The 17,788-nt window shown below is 40.3% G+C and carries 16 protein-coding genes and 1 riboswitch; of the genes, 5 read left to right on the forward strand and 11 right to left on the reverse strand.

The genetic code is table 11. The annotated features are described in order from the left end of the window. The 4 genes from AXI57_RS07170 to AXI57_RS07180 all read right to left on the reverse strand — a co-directional run. The coding region (locus AXI57_RS07170) for a condensation domain-containing protein (RefSeq protein WP_238380170.1) at nt 1-1,439 on the reverse strand (1,439 nt) is incomplete at its 3' end. A 14-nt stretch (nt 1,440-1,453) separates the two neighbouring features. Then, the gene (locus AXI57_RS07175) at nt 1,454-2,422 is read right to left on the reverse strand and encodes a SagB/ThcOx family dehydrogenase (protein WP_061669697.1); all 969 of its coding nucleotides are present in this window, start codon (nt 2,420-2,422) and stop codon (nt 1,454-1,456) included. Nucleotides 2,423-2,542: 120 nt separating this feature from the next. Further along, a complete protein-coding gene (locus tag AXI57_RS21970) occupies nt 2,543-2,716 on the reverse strand; it encodes a hypothetical protein (protein ID WP_155723759.1) in 174 nt (57 codons plus the stop codon). Between the two features lie 58 nt (nt 2,717-2,774). After that, nucleotides 2,775-3,137, reverse strand: a complete 363-nt coding sequence (locus tag AXI57_RS07180) for a thioesterase II family protein (RefSeq protein WP_061669698.1) — start codon at nt 3,135-3,137, stop codon at nt 2,775-2,777. A gap of 245 nt (nt 3,138-3,382) precedes the next feature. Between AXI57_RS07180 and AXI57_RS07185 the strand changes: the two genes are divergently transcribed. From AXI57_RS07185 to mnmM, 3 genes are all read left to right on the forward strand, one after another. Continuing rightward, nucleotides 3,383-5,038, forward strand: a complete 1,656-nt coding sequence (locus AXI57_RS07185; protein ID WP_061669699.1) for an MFS transporter — start codon at nt 3,383-3,385, stop codon at nt 5,036-5,038. 87 nt (nt 5,039-5,125) lie between these two features. Further along, on the forward strand, nt 5,126-6,094 hold the full coding sequence (gene mnmL, locus AXI57_RS07190; protein WP_061669700.1) for a tRNA modification radical SAM protein MnmL/YtqA: 969 nt from the start codon (nt 5,126-5,128) through the stop codon (nt 6,092-6,094). Then, entirely contained in the window at nt 6,091-6,675 is a 585-nt protein-coding gene (gene mnmM / locus AXI57_RS07195; RefSeq protein ID WP_061669701.1) for a tRNA 5-(aminomethyl)-2-thiouridylate-methyltransferase MnmM, read from the forward strand. The genes mnmL and mnmM overlap by 4 nt, the downstream gene beginning before the upstream one ends. Before the next feature lie 17 nt (nt 6,676-6,692). Here the strand turns inward: mnmM and AXI57_RS07200 are convergent, their stop codons facing one another. Both AXI57_RS07200 and AXI57_RS07205 read right to left on the reverse strand, forming a co-directional pair. Next, nucleotides 6,693-7,772, reverse strand: coding sequence for a tetraprenyl-beta-curcumene synthase family protein (locus AXI57_RS07200; RefSeq protein ID WP_061669702.1), 1,080 nt, complete (start codon nt 7,770-7,772; stop codon nt 6,693-6,695). Between the two features lie 21 nt (nt 7,773-7,793). Continuing rightward, nucleotides 7,794-8,573: an alpha/beta hydrolase gene (locus AXI57_RS07205; protein ID WP_003324959.1), complete on the reverse strand. Its 780-nt coding sequence runs from the start codon at nt 8,571-8,573 to the stop codon at nt 7,794-7,796. Between the two features lie 48 nt (nt 8,574-8,621). Between AXI57_RS07205 and AXI57_RS07210 the strand changes: the two genes are divergently transcribed. Continuing rightward, nucleotides 8,622-9,137, forward strand: coding sequence for a gamma carbonic anhydrase (locus tag AXI57_RS07210; RefSeq protein WP_061669703.1), 516 nt, complete (start codon nt 8,622-8,624; stop codon nt 9,135-9,137). 418 nt (nt 9,138-9,555) lie between these two features. Here AXI57_RS07210 and alaP read toward each other — a convergent pair whose 3' ends face one another. The 3 genes from alaP to metK all read right to left on the reverse strand — a co-directional run bounded on the left by alaP (nt 9,556) and on the right by metK (nt 14,492). Then, nucleotides 9,556-10,962, reverse strand: a complete 1,407-nt coding sequence (gene alaP / locus AXI57_RS07215) for an alanine permease AlaP (protein ID WP_003324956.1) — start codon at nt 10,960-10,962, stop codon at nt 9,556-9,558. Between the two features lie 280 nt (nt 10,963-11,242). Then, the gene (asnB, locus tag AXI57_RS07220; protein ID WP_003324955.1) at nt 11,243-13,144 is read right to left on the reverse strand and encodes an asparagine synthase (glutamine-hydrolyzing); all 1,902 of its coding nucleotides are present in this window, start codon (nt 13,142-13,144) and stop codon (nt 11,243-11,245) included. Nucleotides 13,145-13,289: 145 nt separating this feature from the next. Beyond that, on the reverse strand, nt 13,290-14,492 hold the full coding sequence (gene metK / locus AXI57_RS07225) for a methionine adenosyltransferase (protein ID WP_061669704.1): 1,203 nt from the start codon (nt 14,490-14,492) through the stop codon (nt 13,290-13,292). 171 nt (nt 14,493-14,663) lie between these two features. Further along, nucleotides 14,664-14,802, reverse strand: a riboswitch (SAM riboswitch). A 194-nt stretch (nt 14,803-14,996) separates the two neighbouring features. Here metK and pckA point away from each other — a divergent pair. Then, nucleotides 14,997-16,580 carry a phosphoenolpyruvate carboxykinase (ATP) gene (pckA, locus tag AXI57_RS07230; RefSeq protein WP_003324953.1) on the forward strand — a complete coding sequence of 528 codons (1,584 nt, stop codon included), beginning with the start codon at nt 14,997-14,999 and terminating at the stop codon, nt 16,578-16,580. Between the two features lie 49 nt (nt 16,581-16,629). Here the strand turns inward: pckA and AXI57_RS07235 are convergent, their stop codons facing one another. Both AXI57_RS07235 and AXI57_RS07240 read right to left on the reverse strand, forming a co-directional pair. After that, nucleotides 16,630-16,872, reverse strand: coding sequence for a DUF2584 domain-containing protein (locus AXI57_RS07235; RefSeq protein WP_061669705.1), 243 nt, complete (start codon nt 16,870-16,872; stop codon nt 16,630-16,632). 55 nt (nt 16,873-16,927) lie between these two features. Continuing rightward, a complete protein-coding gene (locus AXI57_RS07240; protein WP_061669706.1) occupies nt 16,928-17,701 on the reverse strand; it encodes an alpha/beta hydrolase family protein in 774 nt (257 codons plus the stop codon). Between the last annotated feature and the right edge of the window lie 87 nt (nt 17,702-17,788).

Consider the following 17,788-nt stretch of genomic DNA (forward strand, 5'->3'; position numbering starts at 1 on the left):
TAAACTTGAGATGTCTGACTAATGCTATCCTTAAATAAACCAAATGAATTAAGATGATTCAATTCCTCATCGAATAACATACTAGTAAAAACAACAGGAAAAACTGCCTTGCCATTAGTCAAATTATTAATTTTAGAATATTCCCTTGTAAACTCTATTCCGTCAAAAGTATTATGAGCTAAAGATTCAAAAAAGTTATTTTGTATTCTTTTAGCATCATTCCAAAAATTTTCACTATAATCAAAACAGACATCAAATATCATAATTTCTGTAAAATCACCTATAATTTCATTTACCTGCTTATGGATTGCTCTTCGATTAAACAAAGTTGTGTTAATAGCCAAATCATTTTTATTACTCCATTTAACTAATACTTTAGAATAAATAATTAAGAATAACATACTTGGTCTAAGATTATTATCAGAACAAATTTTTAACAATTCACTCCAAGATTTTTCATCTAATACTTTCTTTAATCTTTTAAAACGCGGTTTTTCAACACTTCTCAAATTCTCTTTTAATGGTAACGAAGGAGGGTCTGGAAAATTTCCGACTTTATTTAACCAAAATCTTTTATCCTCTTGATACTTGCTGGATTGTTTAATCTTTTTATAAGCTAACAAATAGTCCTTATAACTGATTTCTAATGGCTCTATGGAATTTTCTTTGCTATTATATATAGTTGATATTTCCTTAAATAACAACTGAATACTTGCCCCATCTGCAATCAACATATCTATACCAAAGAACAAACGATACTTGTTGCTATCTAACTTTAAAGCTTTAAATTCAAATAAGGGCCAAACATAGGGATCAAATGTTTTGTGTGAGGCTTTGTTCCGTTCATAAAGTATTTTGTTCTTTTGTTCTAAACTACTAAGTTTACTAATATCATTAATATGTATTTCAAATGATGGGACACTCTTAAGGATCTTTTGTTTTCCATTAGGCTTTATAACGGCTCGAAGCATACTTTGACGCTCTATGACTTTGTTTAAAGAATACTGTAATTTCATGATATCTAACTCACATTCAAGCTCAATATAAGCGTGAGTTGAAGTATTGCCTAATTCAAACGCAGTTTCTCTTCCTGATAGATAAGCCATTTGTACGTTTGTCAAATCAAATTCTTCATTTTCGTTATCTCGAACTAAAAAGTAATCATCTTTTTCTTGTTCTTCTTCTAGATCATTGACTTTATGAAAAATGAGCTTACAAAAAGAAGACAAACTTTCATTTTCCACATAGTCATAAATCTCTAAGTTTATTCCATAAGTGTCTTCTATTTCTCCTAAAATCCTTAATATCCCTAGGGATGAAATATGAAAATCGTAAATTTGAGAGGATAAATTAATAGTGTTATTTTTAGTTTCTTTATAAATTTTATCTAAAACAAAATTGCTTATATCTTTAATACTTATGATGTTTGTCTCTATCATTTTTAAATTTCCCCTTATTTTTTCATACCAACTTCGACTGTATGCAAGAAAACTTCGTTTCTTTTAAATTTAAAATATTCCTTCAATTCATCAAATTTTATATCACCAATAGAGCAAGATCCGACTTTGAAAAACTCCGTTATATATGAAAGAAGAGAAGTCATTACACCCGCCTCTAGTAGTCCATAATAATAACCATTTCCTCCGTATTTGGGTATAATCGCATCGTTATCCAACGTATAAAAAACTGTAAAAGTTGATTGTTTGAATATTCCGTCATTCATAAAATAATGGAAATTAGCCTTGCTAAAGTCTACTTTTCCAACTAAATTAATCGAATTATCAGAAGGTTTATATAAGTAAAGTCCTTCTTCAATATTCTCAACTCTATTTTTTTTAATATATAGATATATATTGACTGGATAAAGTCCCCCAGCACTTGGATAATAATATTGTATATTTCCTTTAATATTTGTTTGTCGGAACACCCCTAAAATATTACTGAATGTTGAAAAACTCATAGTTTTTGAGGAATCGAAATCTCTAGTACTCTTTCTTGCTCTTATAAAAGAAGGTATTTCTTCAAAATGATTTAATGGAATTGTTTCTTTAAATTCCATTAGGGAGAATCTGTTCAATTGGTTATTTCTATATTCATTAATATTTTCATTTTTTAAAAAATAACCCTCTTCAAAATCATTGTAAACAAATTGATTTTGAGCTTTAAATAACTCATTAGGTGTACTCGTACTGTCTATCAAAACTCTATTACGAATTAAATCACGTACAAACATTTTTAAAATTTTTATATTAAAATCTTGAAAAATAATGGGCAGTTCATTTAAAAAAATCCCTTTTTGAAATTCAAAATATATTTCAGGGAAGAAATCAATTACTTTACCCTTAAACTTTAATTCTCCAATTATTATCTCGTTATCCTCTTGTCTCCATTGTATATTTGGTGCCCAAAAATATTTATTCACAAAGAGTCTCCTTTCTTTAATAAAAGCTTTTCTTTTATAATTTTTATAACTTCCTTAGCGTTGTGGTTTATAAAATAATGTCCACCATCAATTTAAGATATCAACTTCTTTATGTGAATACTATTTCCATCCTAGTATCTCTTGCATAGAAGTTGATTCATCATATTTATCTGAGATAACTGTAATTTTAGTTTCAACTTCATTTTCTATATTATGGTTATATGTCTCTTTTATTCTGTAATCATTTCTTATTACTGGAATAAATAAATCAAGAAATTCCCAGTTATTTTTCAATCTGTTATGTAAACCACCTAATTCTACAATTTTTTTAATTAATTCCTCATCAGTCCAATCACTTATAAATTCCTTTTTTGTTATTAGGCGCCCCTTTCCCTGAAACAAATAAGTGAACTAATCTATTCTCATTTAGTTTGTTTAATATCTGTACTACCTCATATGCAATATAAGCACCCATACTATGTCCAAAAACTGCAAATTTTTGATTGGTTTTATTATGATTTAATATTTTAGATACAACATCATCAACAGCTTGATCAAAAGTCTTATAATGTTCATCTAAAAAACTAGTTCTCCTACCTGCCAATTCAATAGGGCATAACTCCACATTTAGACCCGCAATGGGTTTCCACTCATTATAAATACTCGACATTCCTCCAGCATGCGGAATACAAAACAATTTGATTGAAGTCGTCATATATTACCTCCTTTAAAGATAAAAAATTAGAATAATAAAAGAAAAAAGGAATTATAATCTATTTTAAGGAATTTTTTGTGTAAAGTCTATACTAAATTCACCATTATTAAAGAACTATTACCCAAAAAAATAAAAAAAGGACTATAAAACAATTCATTGACAAATATTACTGTTTTAACTTACTATGTTTTTAGATGATTTCCAAATAACACTTTAGATTAATATCTACAAGGAGGATTTACTATATGACTTTTAGGAAAATTATAATTTTAAGCGCTTTACTTTTAGGTACATTTATTTCTGTAATGGATACAACAATAGTAAACATCGCACTACCTGAAATGTTAACTGATTTTTCCTGCACACTATCTCAAGTGGCTTGGGTTGCTACAGGCTATACATTGGCATTTGCTGTTATGTTAGTTGGTGCGTCTAAACTAGCTGATCATTTCGGAAGAAAAAAAGCATTTATATTTGGGTTAGGCCTTTTTATCTTCACATCTTTTCTGGCGTGTATAAGTGGATCTATTGAAATGCTAATTACTGTTCGAGTGATTCAAGGCTTATCAGCTGCTTTTATTGTGCCAGTTACAATGCCAATTGCTTTGGAAATAGTTCCTGACGAAAAAAAAGGAATGATTATTGGTATTTGGGGAGCTTTTTCAGGGCTTGCTGCGACATTAGGCCCCGTTCTTGGTGGATTGTTAACTGAAAATTTTAATTGGCAATCTATATTTTTCATCAACATTCCTCTGGGACTTATCGCCATAATTTTTGCTGCCATTTTCATAACTGAAAGCTATGATAATTCAGCCAATAAAAAGGTTGATTATATCGGCATGCTCATTTTATCTGGAGCTCTATTTTGTTTAACATTTGGTTTTGCTAAAGTATCAGATTTAGGATGGACATCTTCAACATTTCTTGTTTTCATGAGTGTATCAATGTTATTACTAATTTTCTTCTTCTATATTGAATCTAAAATAAAATATCCAATGGTACCTTTATCAATGCTAAAGGTAAAGACATTCACTTTTAGCTCATTAACACTATTTATGCAGGGACTAGGATTAACAAGCGGAACTCTTATTATAACTTTACTGCTTACTAATGTAATGGGAAAAACAGAACTAGAAGCAGGTCTAATTGTATCTGTTTTAGCATTATCTTCTATGTTTACCTCTGTTCTATCTGGAAAGTTATCGGATAAACTGGGAGGCGCTTTATTTTCTAGCTTAGGTATGATGGGGTTAACAATAACTACTTACTTATATGGTTATATAAGGTACGACAGTCCTATTTCACTTGTAATTGTTCTTCTTTGTATATCCGGCTTAGCTTTAGGTCTTATCATTGGACCAGCTATGGGTTCAGGAATCAGATTAATTCCTAAGGAAAAAATCGGTATTGCGTCAGGGATTTTAAATATGATGAGGACTGTAGGGCAAGCAGTTGGTATTGCTGTTCTTACTAGTGTCCTAACAACAAGCATCAATCATGATGTAGATGCTGCTAAAAAAGAAGCTGTAAAAATTATAGAAGATAATACGGTATTTGATGATATTGCTAAAACAGAAATCATAGCACGTTTGCATGAATCAGACACATTTGACCAGGAAAAAACAATTAAAGAACTAAATCAAAAAGAGGAAGAACTTCTCTCTAAAACACCCAAACCGTACAAAGATAAAGTAAAAGAAAGTTTTAAGAAGCAAAAAGAGCAAATCATAATTCTTCAGAATAAAATAGCAGAACTTTATAACGAGAAAATTAGCGACAGCTTCAACTTTACGTTTAAGATCGGAAGCATCATTCTCGTAATTGGAATTATTTTTTCTCTTTTCAGTGATATATCTCCAAGAAAACTAAGGATGAAACAAACAAAAACTAGTTCCTTATAACATTTACGTATGGGATTAGTTTGTTCCGTATCTCCTTTCGTGCTACAATTTTAGAATGCATTTGTACGCAAGGAGGACATATTCATCGTGAATCAAAAGAACCCTTTTCCCTATACAAACACGGAAAAAAGGTATCATACATTGAATTATCATTTACGGGAGCATTTTGGCCATAAGGTATTTAAAGTTGCTTTGGATGGCGGCTTTGACTGTCCGAACAGAGACGGCACAGTCGCACACGGCGGCTGCACATTTTGCAGCGCGGCCGGCTCAGGTGACTTTGCAGGAAACCGCGCAGACGACTTAATCACTCAATTTAATGATATTAAAGAGCGCATGCATGAAAAATGGAAGGACGGCAAATATATCGCTTATTTCCAAGCCTTCACAAACACACATGCCCCGGTTGAAGTGCTTCGCGAGAAATTTGAATCAGTGCTCGCGCTTGACGGGGTGGTCGGCATTTCCATCGCAACACGACCGGATTGCCTTCCTGATGATGTCGTTGAGTATTTGGCTGAACTGAACGAACGCACCTACCTGTGGGTGGAACTTGGGCTTCAGACGGTCCATGAGCGGACGGCCCTGCTGATTAACCGCGCGCACGATTTTAATTGCTACGCGGAAGGTGTTCATAAATTAAGAAAACACGGCATACGCATTTGCTCACATATTATTAACGGACTTCCGCTCGAGGACCGGGACATGATGATGGAAACGGCAAAGGCAGTCGCCGATTTGGACGTGCAGGGCATCAAAATCCATCTTTTACATCTGTTAAAAGGCACGCCAATGGTAAAGCAATATGAAAAAGGCAAACTGGAATTCCTCACGCAGGATGAGTATGTTCAGCTTGTATGCGATCAACTGGAAGTCATTCCCCCGGAAATGATTGTCCACCGCATTACCGGTGACGGACCGATTGAACTGATGGTCGGCCCGATGTGGAGCGTAAACAAGTGGGAAGTACTGGGCGCAATCAATAACGAGCTTATAAAACGCGGCAGCTATCAAGGAAAATTCTTTCAGAGGCTCGGGGAGGAGTCGGCATTATGATGTTAAAGAAAATTCTCCCCTACAGCAAAGAACTGCTGCAAATGGCTGCGGATAAAGGAAGCATCGTGGTTGACGCGACTATGGGGAACGGACACGACACCCTTTTTTTAGCAAAACTTGTCGGCGAAAACGGACATGTCTACGCGTTTGACATTCAAGAATCTGCGCTGGCTGCCACAAGAGAGCGGCTGGGCGAGGAATACGGACCCCGTGTCACATTGTTCCATAAAAGCCATGATAAAATCACTGAATCCCTTCCTCCTGAAGCGGACGGCCGGGTAGCGGCAGCCATTTTCAACCTCGGGTATCTTCCCGGCGGCGACAAAAGTGTGACAACACACGGCGCATCAACGATCAAAGCCATCGAACAGCTTCTGGCTATGATGAAAGAAGACGGGCTGATTGTGCTTGTTGTCTATCATGGGCACCCTGAAGGCAAAGCGGAAAAAGAGGAATTGCTGGCTTACTGCCGAAACATTGATCAGCAAACAGCGCGAGTTTTATCATATGGATATTTAAACCAGAAAAATGATCCGCCATTTATTATCGCTATTGAAAAAAAAGCTCAAATCAGCAAGTGATTTGAGCTTTTTTCTATTTAAGAGCTTCTCATCCAAGGCATTTTTTGAAATTTACGGTAGGCTCTTCCGTTGATGTAGAAGAAAAACGATGTTTTACCGCTTGCTTTGATCAGCTTTTTCGCAAGCCTGCCCATTTCCTTTTGTCCCGCTACTTTATCATCGGACAAATAGACGCCAAGCAGCCCGCGGTTAATCAGACGATGAAAGCTCTCATGCGGAATGCCCCGCAAATGCTCGTCTGCTTTTTCAATAAAATGCTCCAGTCTTTTCATCATTTCTTCGTGAGACTCGTAATACGTGCAAAAATTCAAATCCCCACCAAGCAGATCCTCTTCCTGATCAATTAAATAATCAAGCAGGATATGAAGCCCCTGTATGTACGGAAAATAGCTGCTGCGTATTTTTTTCGCGGTGTCTTCATTAAAATCCGGCTGAAACGAATACGCAACCAGACAGAAAATGCCTAACGTTGATCCGGCGCAAGCGGAGAATTCATACCACTCCATCTCAGGAAGATCCGCTTGAAATTGAGTAAACCAATTTTCAAGCCTCGGGACACGCTCATGTTCCACGACATGTTTATGCACTTGCAGATCGCAATAATAGCCGCACAGCTCTAAAAGATAAGGTTTAATGATGTCGTAATGTTCAATTGAACCGAGGACACGCTGGCATGTTTTGACCAGATCATGCAAATATCCGCTGTCATCTTGCTCGTTCCTGAATTGATAATAATTTTGCAGCTCTGCCCCGACTGTTAAAGCGTCAAGCATGGAGGCATGCAGCATTCGAAAATCATCCGGATCAAGCGAGGTGCTTCGGTCGCACAAATTGTCCAAATAATCGCTGATTGTCTGGTATGCAATAATAAATTCAACGCATTTTTGCTTTTCATCACCCGATAATAAAGCCAAAATGCCGCCGCCTTCACAGTGAAATGTTTTATCCCTGATACTTGCCATTGCCTGTGCTTTTAATTCACTATTTCGGATCGATTCAGATTTCGCCTGCCATATTTTCATTTCTTGATGTACGAGCGGAAAAATATCTCGATATACTTTTGTCATAAGGCCAAAAGGATGTTCCGGTACTGTCAACACATGCACCCCCAAATGTTTTCAAATATACTGATCGGTAAATGCTCTTGCTGCTTTGAAAACAGCTTCTCTTTCTGGTTCATTGAATATTTCATGATAGAGGCCTTCCCATTCTCTGTATGACTTATTGTGGGACGCTACTCCTGAAAACCATTTAATTACCTTACTTTTGTCCACAAGCCTGTCGTCTCCTGCCTGCATGACGAGAAGCGGCACCTTCAGAAAAGCATCAGTCGGCACCATGGCGGACTCAAATGTTTTTAACAGCTCCCTGTACCATCTGACAGACACTTTTGTGACATATAAAGAATCATTTTGATCAGCCTCTATTACGGACTGATTACGTGTGGCCATATCAAGTGACAAACCTGAGTCCACCTTAAACGACGGCGCGATGACATTCAGCCCCCTCGATGCGATATCAAGCACTTTGTTTACTTTAATTTGCAGACCGAGACAGGGTGATGATAAAATAAGTGCCGTAATGCGGGGATTTCTCTGCTGTTTAAACCATTCAATCGAAATTAACCCGCCCATACTGTGACCGAGAAGGAAAACAGGCAATTCAAAGGTTCTGGCTGTATCTATCCATTTATCTACTTCATCAATGTATTCTTGAAATGAGCGAATATGACCTCTCGCCCGGGTGGTTGTTCCCTGCCCCGGCAAATCGCCCATCACAACGTTATAGCCTGAAGATCTCCACATTTCTATTAACCATTTATATCGTCCGTGGTATTCGCTTGCCCCGTGGATGATAACAATTGAACCCACAGGTCTGTCTGCTTTCCAGGTCCACATGCAGTTCACCTCATACGAAATTTAAATAGAGAAAGAAGGATGAGATTCATGATCTACCCTTATATGCAATATAAGCCGGATATTCACCCTACTGCTTTTATTGCGGATAACGCGACAATCACCGGTGACGTTGTAATCGGAGAACAATCTAGCATATGGTTCTCTGCTGTCATTCGGGGAGACGTGGCGCCGACTCGGATCGGAAAACGAGTGAATATCCAAGACTTAAGCTGTCTTCACCAAAGCCCGAACCGCCCGCTGCTTATAGAAGATGACGCCACAATCGGCCATCAGGTTACATTACACAGCGCAATTATCAGAAAGAATGCCTTAATCGGCATGGGTTCCATTATTCTTGACGGTGCTGAAATCGGTGAAGGCGCATTTATCGGAGCGGGCAGCCTCGTCCCGCCGGGCAAAACCATTCCGCCGGGCCATCTCGCATTCGGACGCCCAGCTAAAGTCATTCGCCCTTTAACAGACGAAGACAGAGAAGACATGGAAAGAATCCGGTCAGAATATGTAGCCAAAGGCCAGTACTATAAAACCCTTCAGCAAAAATGACTTTGTTTTACTTTAACATTTTTCGAAACATTATATAAGTAAAAACCATTGAAACCCCAAACCCGAGCTGAGTTTTGGGGTTTTTTAAGTAAATCCTGAACAATCTCTTACAACAGTCATTAAGGCTATCATTGTATAAGGTTGTGTTCAGTATCCCCAGCCTGAGGGGTGCCGCTTACCTGTTTGCTTCAGAAACTTTTCGTTCCCCTTAGGCTATTTTTCGCTCATTATCCCTTGTACCTTATTCTTTCCTGTTCTCTGATTTCTATTAATTCATCCACAGGTGCGCCTCACCGTTTTTTACAGATGATTTTAACGTTCATATAAAAAAGGCTTTCGACGAATCGAAAACCTTTTAAGCATAAAAAACTGCGGCTGTTCACTGCTTTATGCATTCATTGCGATTAAAACGCTTCCACTATTGACTGATCTGCTGTTCTCCCGACGACGTTTTCACAGCGTTTTTTTTATGAAATCCTTTTTTGAAATACACTGCAACCAAAATCAAAAACCAGATCGGACCAATAATAACGGCTACTCTGGTGTCCGGGTTATAAGCCATAAGAATAATGACGAACGCCAAAAAAGCTAATGACACATATGAAGTGAACGGATATAACGGCATCTTGTACTTTAAGCGTTTTTGTTCACTCGGCTGTAAATTTTTACGATACTTAAGCTGAGACAGCAAAATGATTCCCCATGTCCAAATCGCTCCGAATGTGGCTATGCTCGTGACCCATGTAAATACTTTTGCGGGCACTACGTAATTTAACACAACGCCTATTAATAACGCACCTGCGGAAGCCAAAACGGCCTTACCCGGAACCCCGCCTTTTGTCAAAGTTCCATAAGCTTTCGGCGCTTCATTTTGTTCCGCCAGGTTAAAGAGCATGCGCCCCGTGCTGAAAATCCCGCTGTTGCAAGAAGACAGCGCTGCCGTCAAAACAACAAAGTTAATGATGCCCGCGGCCGAAGGAATGCCGACTTTTTCAAAAGTAAGAACAAACGGGCTTCCTTGTGAACCGATTTCCTGCCAAGGATAAATAGACATAATGACAAATAAAGCGCCAACATAAAAAATAAGAATCCTCCAAAATACTGTATCAATCGCTTTTGCTAACGATTTTTCCGGATTTTTCACCTCTCCGGCAGTCACACCAATCATTTCAATTCCTAAGTAAGCGAACATCACCATTTGGAGTGACAGCAAAACCCCTTTTATGCCGTTTGGGAAAAATCCGCCATTGTTCCACAGATTGCTGATGCCTGTCGCGACTCCTCCGTTCCCGACTCCGGCGATAATCATTAATAAACCAACAACAATCATCGATAAGATTGCTACAATTTTAATAAGAGCAAACCAAAATTCCAACTCTCCATATGCTTTTACGGCTAGGAAGTTGACAGCCGTCATTATCATCAGCGCTGCCAATGCCCATATCCAGCTTGGAACATCCGGATACCAATATTTCATATAGATGCCGACTGCTGTAATTTCGGCCATACACGTTACCACCCATAAAAACCAATAATTCCAGCCGGTCAAATATCCCGCGAGAGGGCCCAAATAGTCACGTGCGTATCTGCTGAAAGAACCTGCCACCGGCTTTTGAATCGCCATTTCGCCAAGTGCCCTCATAATAAAAAACATAACAAGACCGCTGCAGGCATAAGCTACCAGAATCCCGGGCCCGGCTAACTTAATAGCAGAAGCAGAGCCAAGGAATAAACCTACCCCAATCGCTGCCCCTAATGACATCAAAGATATATGTCTTTGTTCTAATCCCCGATGCAATTGTTTTTCTTGCGCCTTTCTTTGCATAACCCTCTCCCCTAACACTATTCGATTTTAATCTAGTAACGCTTCTTTTGCTGCGTATCATAGTGGGATTCGTCCGGCCTTTTCCTCCGAAAACAGTCAAAAATGGCTAGACCTATCTAATCTATTAGTCATTCAATTAACTCTATTATAAACGTTTTGTGAATATTTTTTAACACTTTATGTAAAGCATAGCGGAATACAAGGACTAAGAGGAAGTCGGATGGATGCAGAGTGCAGCAGGCATAACAAAAAGGCTTCCGACGAATCGGAAGCCTTTTAATTATACAAAAATAACTTCTTTGGGCTGATGGTTCAGTTCTTCAGGCACTAATCGTTTTTCAACATTAATGCTGTGCCAGATCATGAAGATCAGCACTGTCCAGATTTTACGGCTGTTATCCGCTTTATCCGCACAATGGTCTTCAAGAAGCTGAAGGACATAATCCTTTTTAATATAAGCGTCTGTTTCACTTTCCCGAATAATATTTCGGATCCACTCATTCATTTCATTTTTCAGCCAATGGCGGATCGGCACTGGGAAACCGAGCTTTTTGCGGTTCAGCACGTGATCAGGAACAACGCCCTCTGCCGCTTTGCGAAGCAGATATTTCGTTGTGCCGTTTTTCGTTTTTAATTCATCTGGAATTTTTGAGGCCACATCGAATACGACCTTGTCCAAGAACGGCACACGCAGTTCTAATGAATTGGCCATTGTCATTTTATCCGCTTTTAACAGAATATCGCCGCGCATCCATGTATGAATGTCTACATACTGCATCTTGTTAATGTCACTGTATGAGCTGCTTTCTGTAAAGTACGGCTTCGTCACATCACGGTAAGAAAGCTGCGGATTATAATGTTTGAGAAGCTGTTTTTTCACAGGTTCTTCAAAGATTTTCGCGTTTCCGATATAGCGATCCTGAAGCGGCGTACATCCTCTGATCAGCAGGCTTTTGCCTCGCATTCCTTCGGGCATGACAGAAGCTACATACAAAAGCATCTTTTTCAGACCGGACGGGATGCGTTCAAACGGTTTAAGAGAAAGCGGTTCGCGGTAAATATTGTATCCGCCGAACAGTTCGTCAGCCCCTTCGCCCGATAATGCGACTGTTACTTGTTTTTTCGCTTCTTTTGCGACGAAATACAATGGAATCGCAGCCGGATCAGCAAGCGGATCATCAAAATGCCAGACAATTTTCGGCAGTTCGTTCATATATTCTTCCGGAGAAATAACGGTGCTGAAGTTTTCTATGCCAAGTGCAGCTGCCGTTTCCTTCGCAACATCAACCTCACTGAACCCCTGCTGTTCAAATCCGACAGAAAATGTTTTTAAGTTCGGATGAAATTCTTTAGCAACGGATACAATAAAGGAAGAATCAATCCCTCCTGAAAGGAAAGAACCGACTGGCACGTCACTTCTCATATGAACCTTAACAGAATCAAAAATCGCGTCTCTTACTTCCTTGACAAGCTTATCTTCATCTGAAGATTGAACAGGCTTGAAATGCGCTTTGAAATACGTTTTAAAGGTGATATCGCCTTCCGGGCGAATCGTAAACTGCTGTCCAGGCTCTACCTTTTTCACATTCACGTCCAGCGTGCCAGGTTCAGGAACAAATTGGAACGACATGTACTGCTGAAGTGCCTCAGTATCCAGTTGAATATGGCTTTCAGCAGCCATTAAGCTTTTTCTCTCTGAGGCAAAATAAACCTGATCATTGATCGTTGTGTAATATAACGGCTTAATGCCAAATGGGTCTCTTGCGCCGTACAAGACATGATCATTTTTATTCCAAATCAGAAAAGAAAACATTCCGCGCAATTTTGAAGCGGCTTCTTCTTTATAATGACGGTATGTCGCAAGAAGGACCTCTGTGTCTGAATCTGTGTTGAATTGGTACCCTTTTGATTCAAGCTCTTCTCTCAGTTCAATATAGTTATAGATTTCTCCGTTAAAGATAATCCAATATGTTTCATCTTCATATGATAAAGGCTGCCCGCCGTTTTCTACATCAATAATGCTGAGCCGTCTGAATCCGAATCCGACATGCTCATCATGGTAATACCCATCACTATCAGGACCGCGGTGAACGATCATCTGATTCATCTGTTTGATAAGTTCTTCTTGATCTGCGGTTTGAGTTAATGGATGCTTGTTAAAAACTCCAACAAATCCACACATATTATTGCCTCCATATTATTATTTTCATGATGAAATCCCTCTTTATAGACGCACCGGATATTAAATCGTTTCACTGTTATGTAAAAAAATAAACCTGGGCCTAATGAAAAAAGGGAAAGCCGCTTATAAGTAAGCGGCTATATAATTATTCTGCTAAAGCCTCTTTGCGAAGCTGGTCAGCCTTATCTGTACGCTCCCACGGAAGGTCAACATCATGACGTCCGAAGTGACCGTAAGCAGCCGTTTGTTTATAGATTGGGCGGCGCAGATCAAGCATTTTGATAATGCCGGCCGGGCGCAGATCAAAGTTATTGCGTACAACTTCAATCAGCTTTTCTTCAGAAGCTTTTCCTGAATCAAACGTATTAATGGATATGGAAACCGGCTGCGCAACACCGATAGCGTAAGCAAGCTGCACTTCGCAAGCATCCGCAAGACCCGCTGCCACAATGTTTTTCGCTACATATCTAGCTGCATATGCCGCTGAACGGTCTACCTTCGTTGCGTCCTTACCTGAGAACGCGCCGCCGCCGTGGCGTGCATAGCCGCCGTACGTGTCAACGATGATTTTACGTCCTGTAAGACCGGCATCTCCTTGAGGTCCGCCGATTACAAAACGTCCTGTCGGGTTAATGAAGTATTTTGTTTCTTCATCAATTAATTCCTCAGGAACGACAGGATTAATGACGTGCTCCTTGAGATTGCGCTGAATTTGCTCAAGCGAAATTTCAGGGTGATGCTGTGTTGAAATAACAATCGCGTCAATACGGACCGGCTTATTGTTCTCATCATATTCCACAGTTACTTGAGTTTTTCCGTCCGGACGAAGGTAAGGAAGAATATCTTCTTTGCGTACTTCGCTCAAGCGGCGCGCTAATTTATGCGCCAATGAAATCGGAAGCGGCATAAGCTCTTTAGTCTCGTTGCACGCATAACCGAACATTAAGCCTTGGTCTCCTGCACCGATCGCTTCGATTTCAGCATCGCTCATTGTGCCTTCACGGGCTTCAAGCGCCTGATCCACACCCATCGCGATGTCGGCGGACTGCTCGTCAATAGACGTTAAAACAGCGCATGTTTCAGCGTCAAATCCGTATTTCGCGCGCGTATAACCAATTTCTTTGATCGTTTCACGCACCGTTTTTGGGATATCAACATACGTGGATGTTGTGATTTCTCCGCTGACAAGCACTAAACCTGTTGTAACGGACGTTTCACAAGCAACACGCGCATTAGGGTCATGTTTTAAAATTTCATCTAAAATGCTGTCCGAAATCTGGTCACAGATTTTATCCGGATGCCCCTCCGTAACAGATTCTGATGTAAATAAACGACGATTTTCACTCATGATTTGCTTCCTCCTGGTAAAAGACCTCCCGATAGGCCTTTTATATATGATACGGAACTCGCTCCCTCTTATACAATGTCATACTTTATATTAGAGAATGTTAATTGGCATATTTATGAAATAAAAAAACCTTTTCCACTTGAGGAAAGGGTTGGTTGTGTGTGCCTTTCACTCTTATCGCTCAAGGAATAAATAACCTTGCAACAGGTTAGCACCTTGGTTGTCCCACATGTGTTTCCACATGCTTTTTAAAGAGAAACCGGTTGCTGGGCTTCATTGGGCCTGTCCCTCCGCCAGCTCGGGATAAGAGTATCCGCTCAATAAAATATCTTATCTTATAAGTGTTTATGGTGTCAACAAGAATCAGGAATTAGCAGACTTTATTTCAAAAGTGCATTTCAAAAACACACACAAAAAAACAACAAATAGTATAGACTATTGGTATTAATGTGTTATACTATTTTACAAATGGCAAGACACAATAAAAGATAAAGGAAGGTTTCTATGAACTCAGTTGATTTAACCGCCGATTTGCAGCTCTTATTAACAAGTCCGAACGTGCAGCATAATTTATCCGTTCCGCAGCTCACCGAAAAAGTAATTGCCCGAAATGAAGGCACATTAACATCGACAGGCGCGGTGAGGGCCACAACCGGCGCTTATACCGGACGTTCTCCTAAGGATAAATTCATCGTACAGGAACAAAGCACGAAGGATAAGATTGATTGGGGTTCTGTGAACCAGCCGATATCAGAAGAAGCATTTGACCGGCTGTACACAAAGGTCGTCAGCTACCTGAAAGAAAGAGATGAATTGTTCGTCTTCGAAGGTTTTGCAGGCGCAGATGAAAAATACAGGCTGCCGATCACTGTCGTAAATGAATTTGCATGGCACAATTTATTTGCCAGACAGCTTTTTATCAGACCGGAAACAAATGATAAAAAAACCGCTGAACAGCCGTTCACCATTCTTTCCGCGCCTCATTTTAAAGCAGACCCGGAAACGGACGGCACACATTCTGAAACATTTATCATCGTTTCATTTGAAAAACGAACCATTCTAATCGGCGGGACAGAATATGCCGGTGAAATGAAAAAATCCATTTTCTCAATTATGAATTACCTTCTGCCTGAACGGAATATATTGCCGATGCATTGTTCAGCCAACGTGGGCCGGGAAGGAGACGTCGCTCTTTTCTTCGGTCTGTCAGGCACCGGAAAAACAACATTATCCGCAAGTTCAGACCGCAAGCTGATCGGCGATGATGAGCACGGCTGGTCCCATACGGGCGTCTTTAATATAGAAGGCGGCTGCTACGCCAAGTGTATTCATTTAAGCGAGGAGAAGGAACCCCAGATTTTCAACGCGATTCGTTTCGGATCAGTGCTTGAAAATGTCGTCATAGATGATCAGACGCGTGAGGCGAACTACGATGATTCTTTTTATACGGAAAACACTCGTGCCGCTTACCCGATTGATATGATTGACAACATCGTGTCACCAAGCATTGCCGGTCACCCGTCTGCCATTGTTTTTCTGACGGCCGACGCATTCGGCGTACTCCCGCCAATCAGCAAACTGACAAAGGAACAGGCGATGTACCATTTCTTAAGCGGCTATACAAGTAAGCTGGCCGGAACCGAACGGGGCGTCACTTCACCAGAGACCACGTTCTCCACATGCTTTGGCTCACCGTTCTTGCCGCTGCCTGCCCATGTATACGCTGAAATGCTTGGGAAGAAGATTGATGAACACGGTGTGCAGGTTTATCTTGTCAACACAGGCTGGACTGGCGGAGGTTACGGCGTCGGAGAACGCATGAAGCTTTCTTACACACGTGCAATGGTCAGAGCCGCAATTGAAGGCGAATTGGAGAATGCAGAGATGAAGACGGATACTGTCTTTGGTCTTCATAGTCCGGTTCATGTGCCAGGCGTTCCTGATGACGTTCTTCAGCCGGAAAAAACATGGAAAAACAAAGAAGAGTACAGAGAAAAAGCAGTTTACCTGGCTAATGAATTCAAAGAAAACTTCAAGAAATTCTCACATACAGGCGCGATTGCAGAAGCTGGCGGTCCGCTCCTTTAAAGATTGATTTTCAAAAGGCCAAGAGCTTGTTTCGCTCTTGGCCTTTTCTTTAATTTGTGGAATGCAGAGAAGTCAGTTTGTATGTAATGCCGGTCCGGCCGTTTGACCACTCAAGCTTTTGCACTTCAGCCGTTCCCGACTTCTCGCCAAACTTGCTCTTCCGTACATCCATCGGAATATCGAGAGGATAAATGCGGTACCCCTCTTTCTCAAGCCGGAATATATTCTCCTCTATCCGTTCTTCTTTACCCTTCGTTACAATCATTGTATTAAATTCAACAGGCATTCCCAAATTGAAAACCCCTTTCGTTCTCTTTTTCTCTTCCATCATATCATAATCCGTCCGCTCACTGGTTCTTCATCCATTGTGTGAGCTCCCGTACGATACGTCTGTTTTGCTGCGGGGGAAAATAGTGTGTAAACCCGCTGAAGTACCATGTTTCCACCGGCTTATGCAGCTGTTTTAATTTGTCCTCCAATAAGTAGGAATGCTGAATGGATACGTTTTGATCTTTTTCCCCATGGATCAAAAGCACTGGCGCCTGAATGCGGTTTGTTTGATCAAACGGCGACCTCCGTTCATATTCCTCCGGCACTTTTTTCGGCGTGCCCCCGATTACCCGCTTCATCATTCTGCGCAGATCTTTCCGCTCCTCATAGGTCAGGAACATATCACTGACGCCTCCCCATGACACAAAAGAAGCGGCACTTTTTCCCATTTCAATCGCAGTCAGTATACCCATGATCCCCCCGCGTGAAAATCCGAAAATATGGACTCTGCCCGCCTTTACTTTCGGATGTTCTTGAAGCAGACGAAAAGCAGAAAAGGCATCCTCCCTGTCCTCTCCGGCAAAATCCTCGTTGCCCTCTCCGCCCTGGTTCCCTCTGTAAAAAGGCGCAAAAACCACAAATCCCTGAGAAGCAAACTGGATGATCCGCCCCGGCCTGACCATTCCGACATTTTTGATCCCGCCCCGCAAATATAAAAAGCCTTCATACATCCCGGGCGCCGCAGGTTCCGCCAGCAATCCCTTCACTTTTAACCCGTCTGAAAGATAGCTGACTGTATATAAACGCACATGCTGATTAGGAGACGGGAATCTTTTTTTCTCAACTAGCAAATCTGCTGCCTCCTTCATCATTTTTTTCTTTATTCTTTCCAGTGCTTTAAAAATAAATGATCTTTTTCCTATGAGAGTGCACTGGGC

It is taken from the genome of Bacillus atrophaeus (assembly GCF_001584335.1).
GTDB lineage: Bacteria > Bacillota > Bacilli > Bacillales > Bacillaceae > Bacillus > Bacillus atrophaeus.

What these genes read in the sequence shown, in the direction of transcription:
- alaP (WP_003324956.1), bottom strand. Translation starts at nt 10,962, where the DNA reads ATGCAAAGAAAGGCGCAAGAAAAACAATTGCATCGGGGATTAGAACAA.
- AXI57_RS07205 (WP_003324959.1), bottom strand. Translation starts at nt 8,573, where the DNA reads ATGTGGACCTGGAAAGCAGACAGACCTGTGGGTTCAATTGTTATCATC.
- AXI57_RS07180 (WP_061669698.1), bottom strand. Translation starts at nt 3,137, where the DNA reads ATGACGACTTCAATCAAATTGTTTTGTATTCCGCATGCTGGAGGAATG.
- mnmM (WP_061669701.1), top strand. Translation starts at nt 6,091, where the DNA reads ATGATGTTAAAGAAAATTCTCCCCTACAGCAAAGAACTGCTGCAAATG.
- metK (WP_061669704.1), bottom strand. Translation starts at nt 14,492, where the DNA reads ATGAGTGAAAATCGTCGTTTATTTACATCAGAATCTGTTACGGAGGGG.
- AXI57_RS07210 (WP_061669703.1), top strand. Translation starts at nt 8,622, where the DNA reads ATGATCTACCCTTATATGCAATATAAGCCGGATATTCACCCTACTGCT.
- pckA (WP_003324953.1), top strand. Translation starts at nt 14,997, where the DNA reads ATGAACTCAGTTGATTTAACCGCCGATTTGCAGCTCTTATTAACAAGT.
- asnB (WP_003324955.1), bottom strand. Translation starts at nt 13,144, where the DNA reads ATGTGTGGATTTGTTGGAGTTTTTAACAAGCATCCATTAACTCAAACC.
- AXI57_RS07185 (WP_061669699.1), top strand. Translation starts at nt 3,383, where the DNA reads ATGACTTTTAGGAAAATTATAATTTTAAGCGCTTTACTTTTAGGTACA.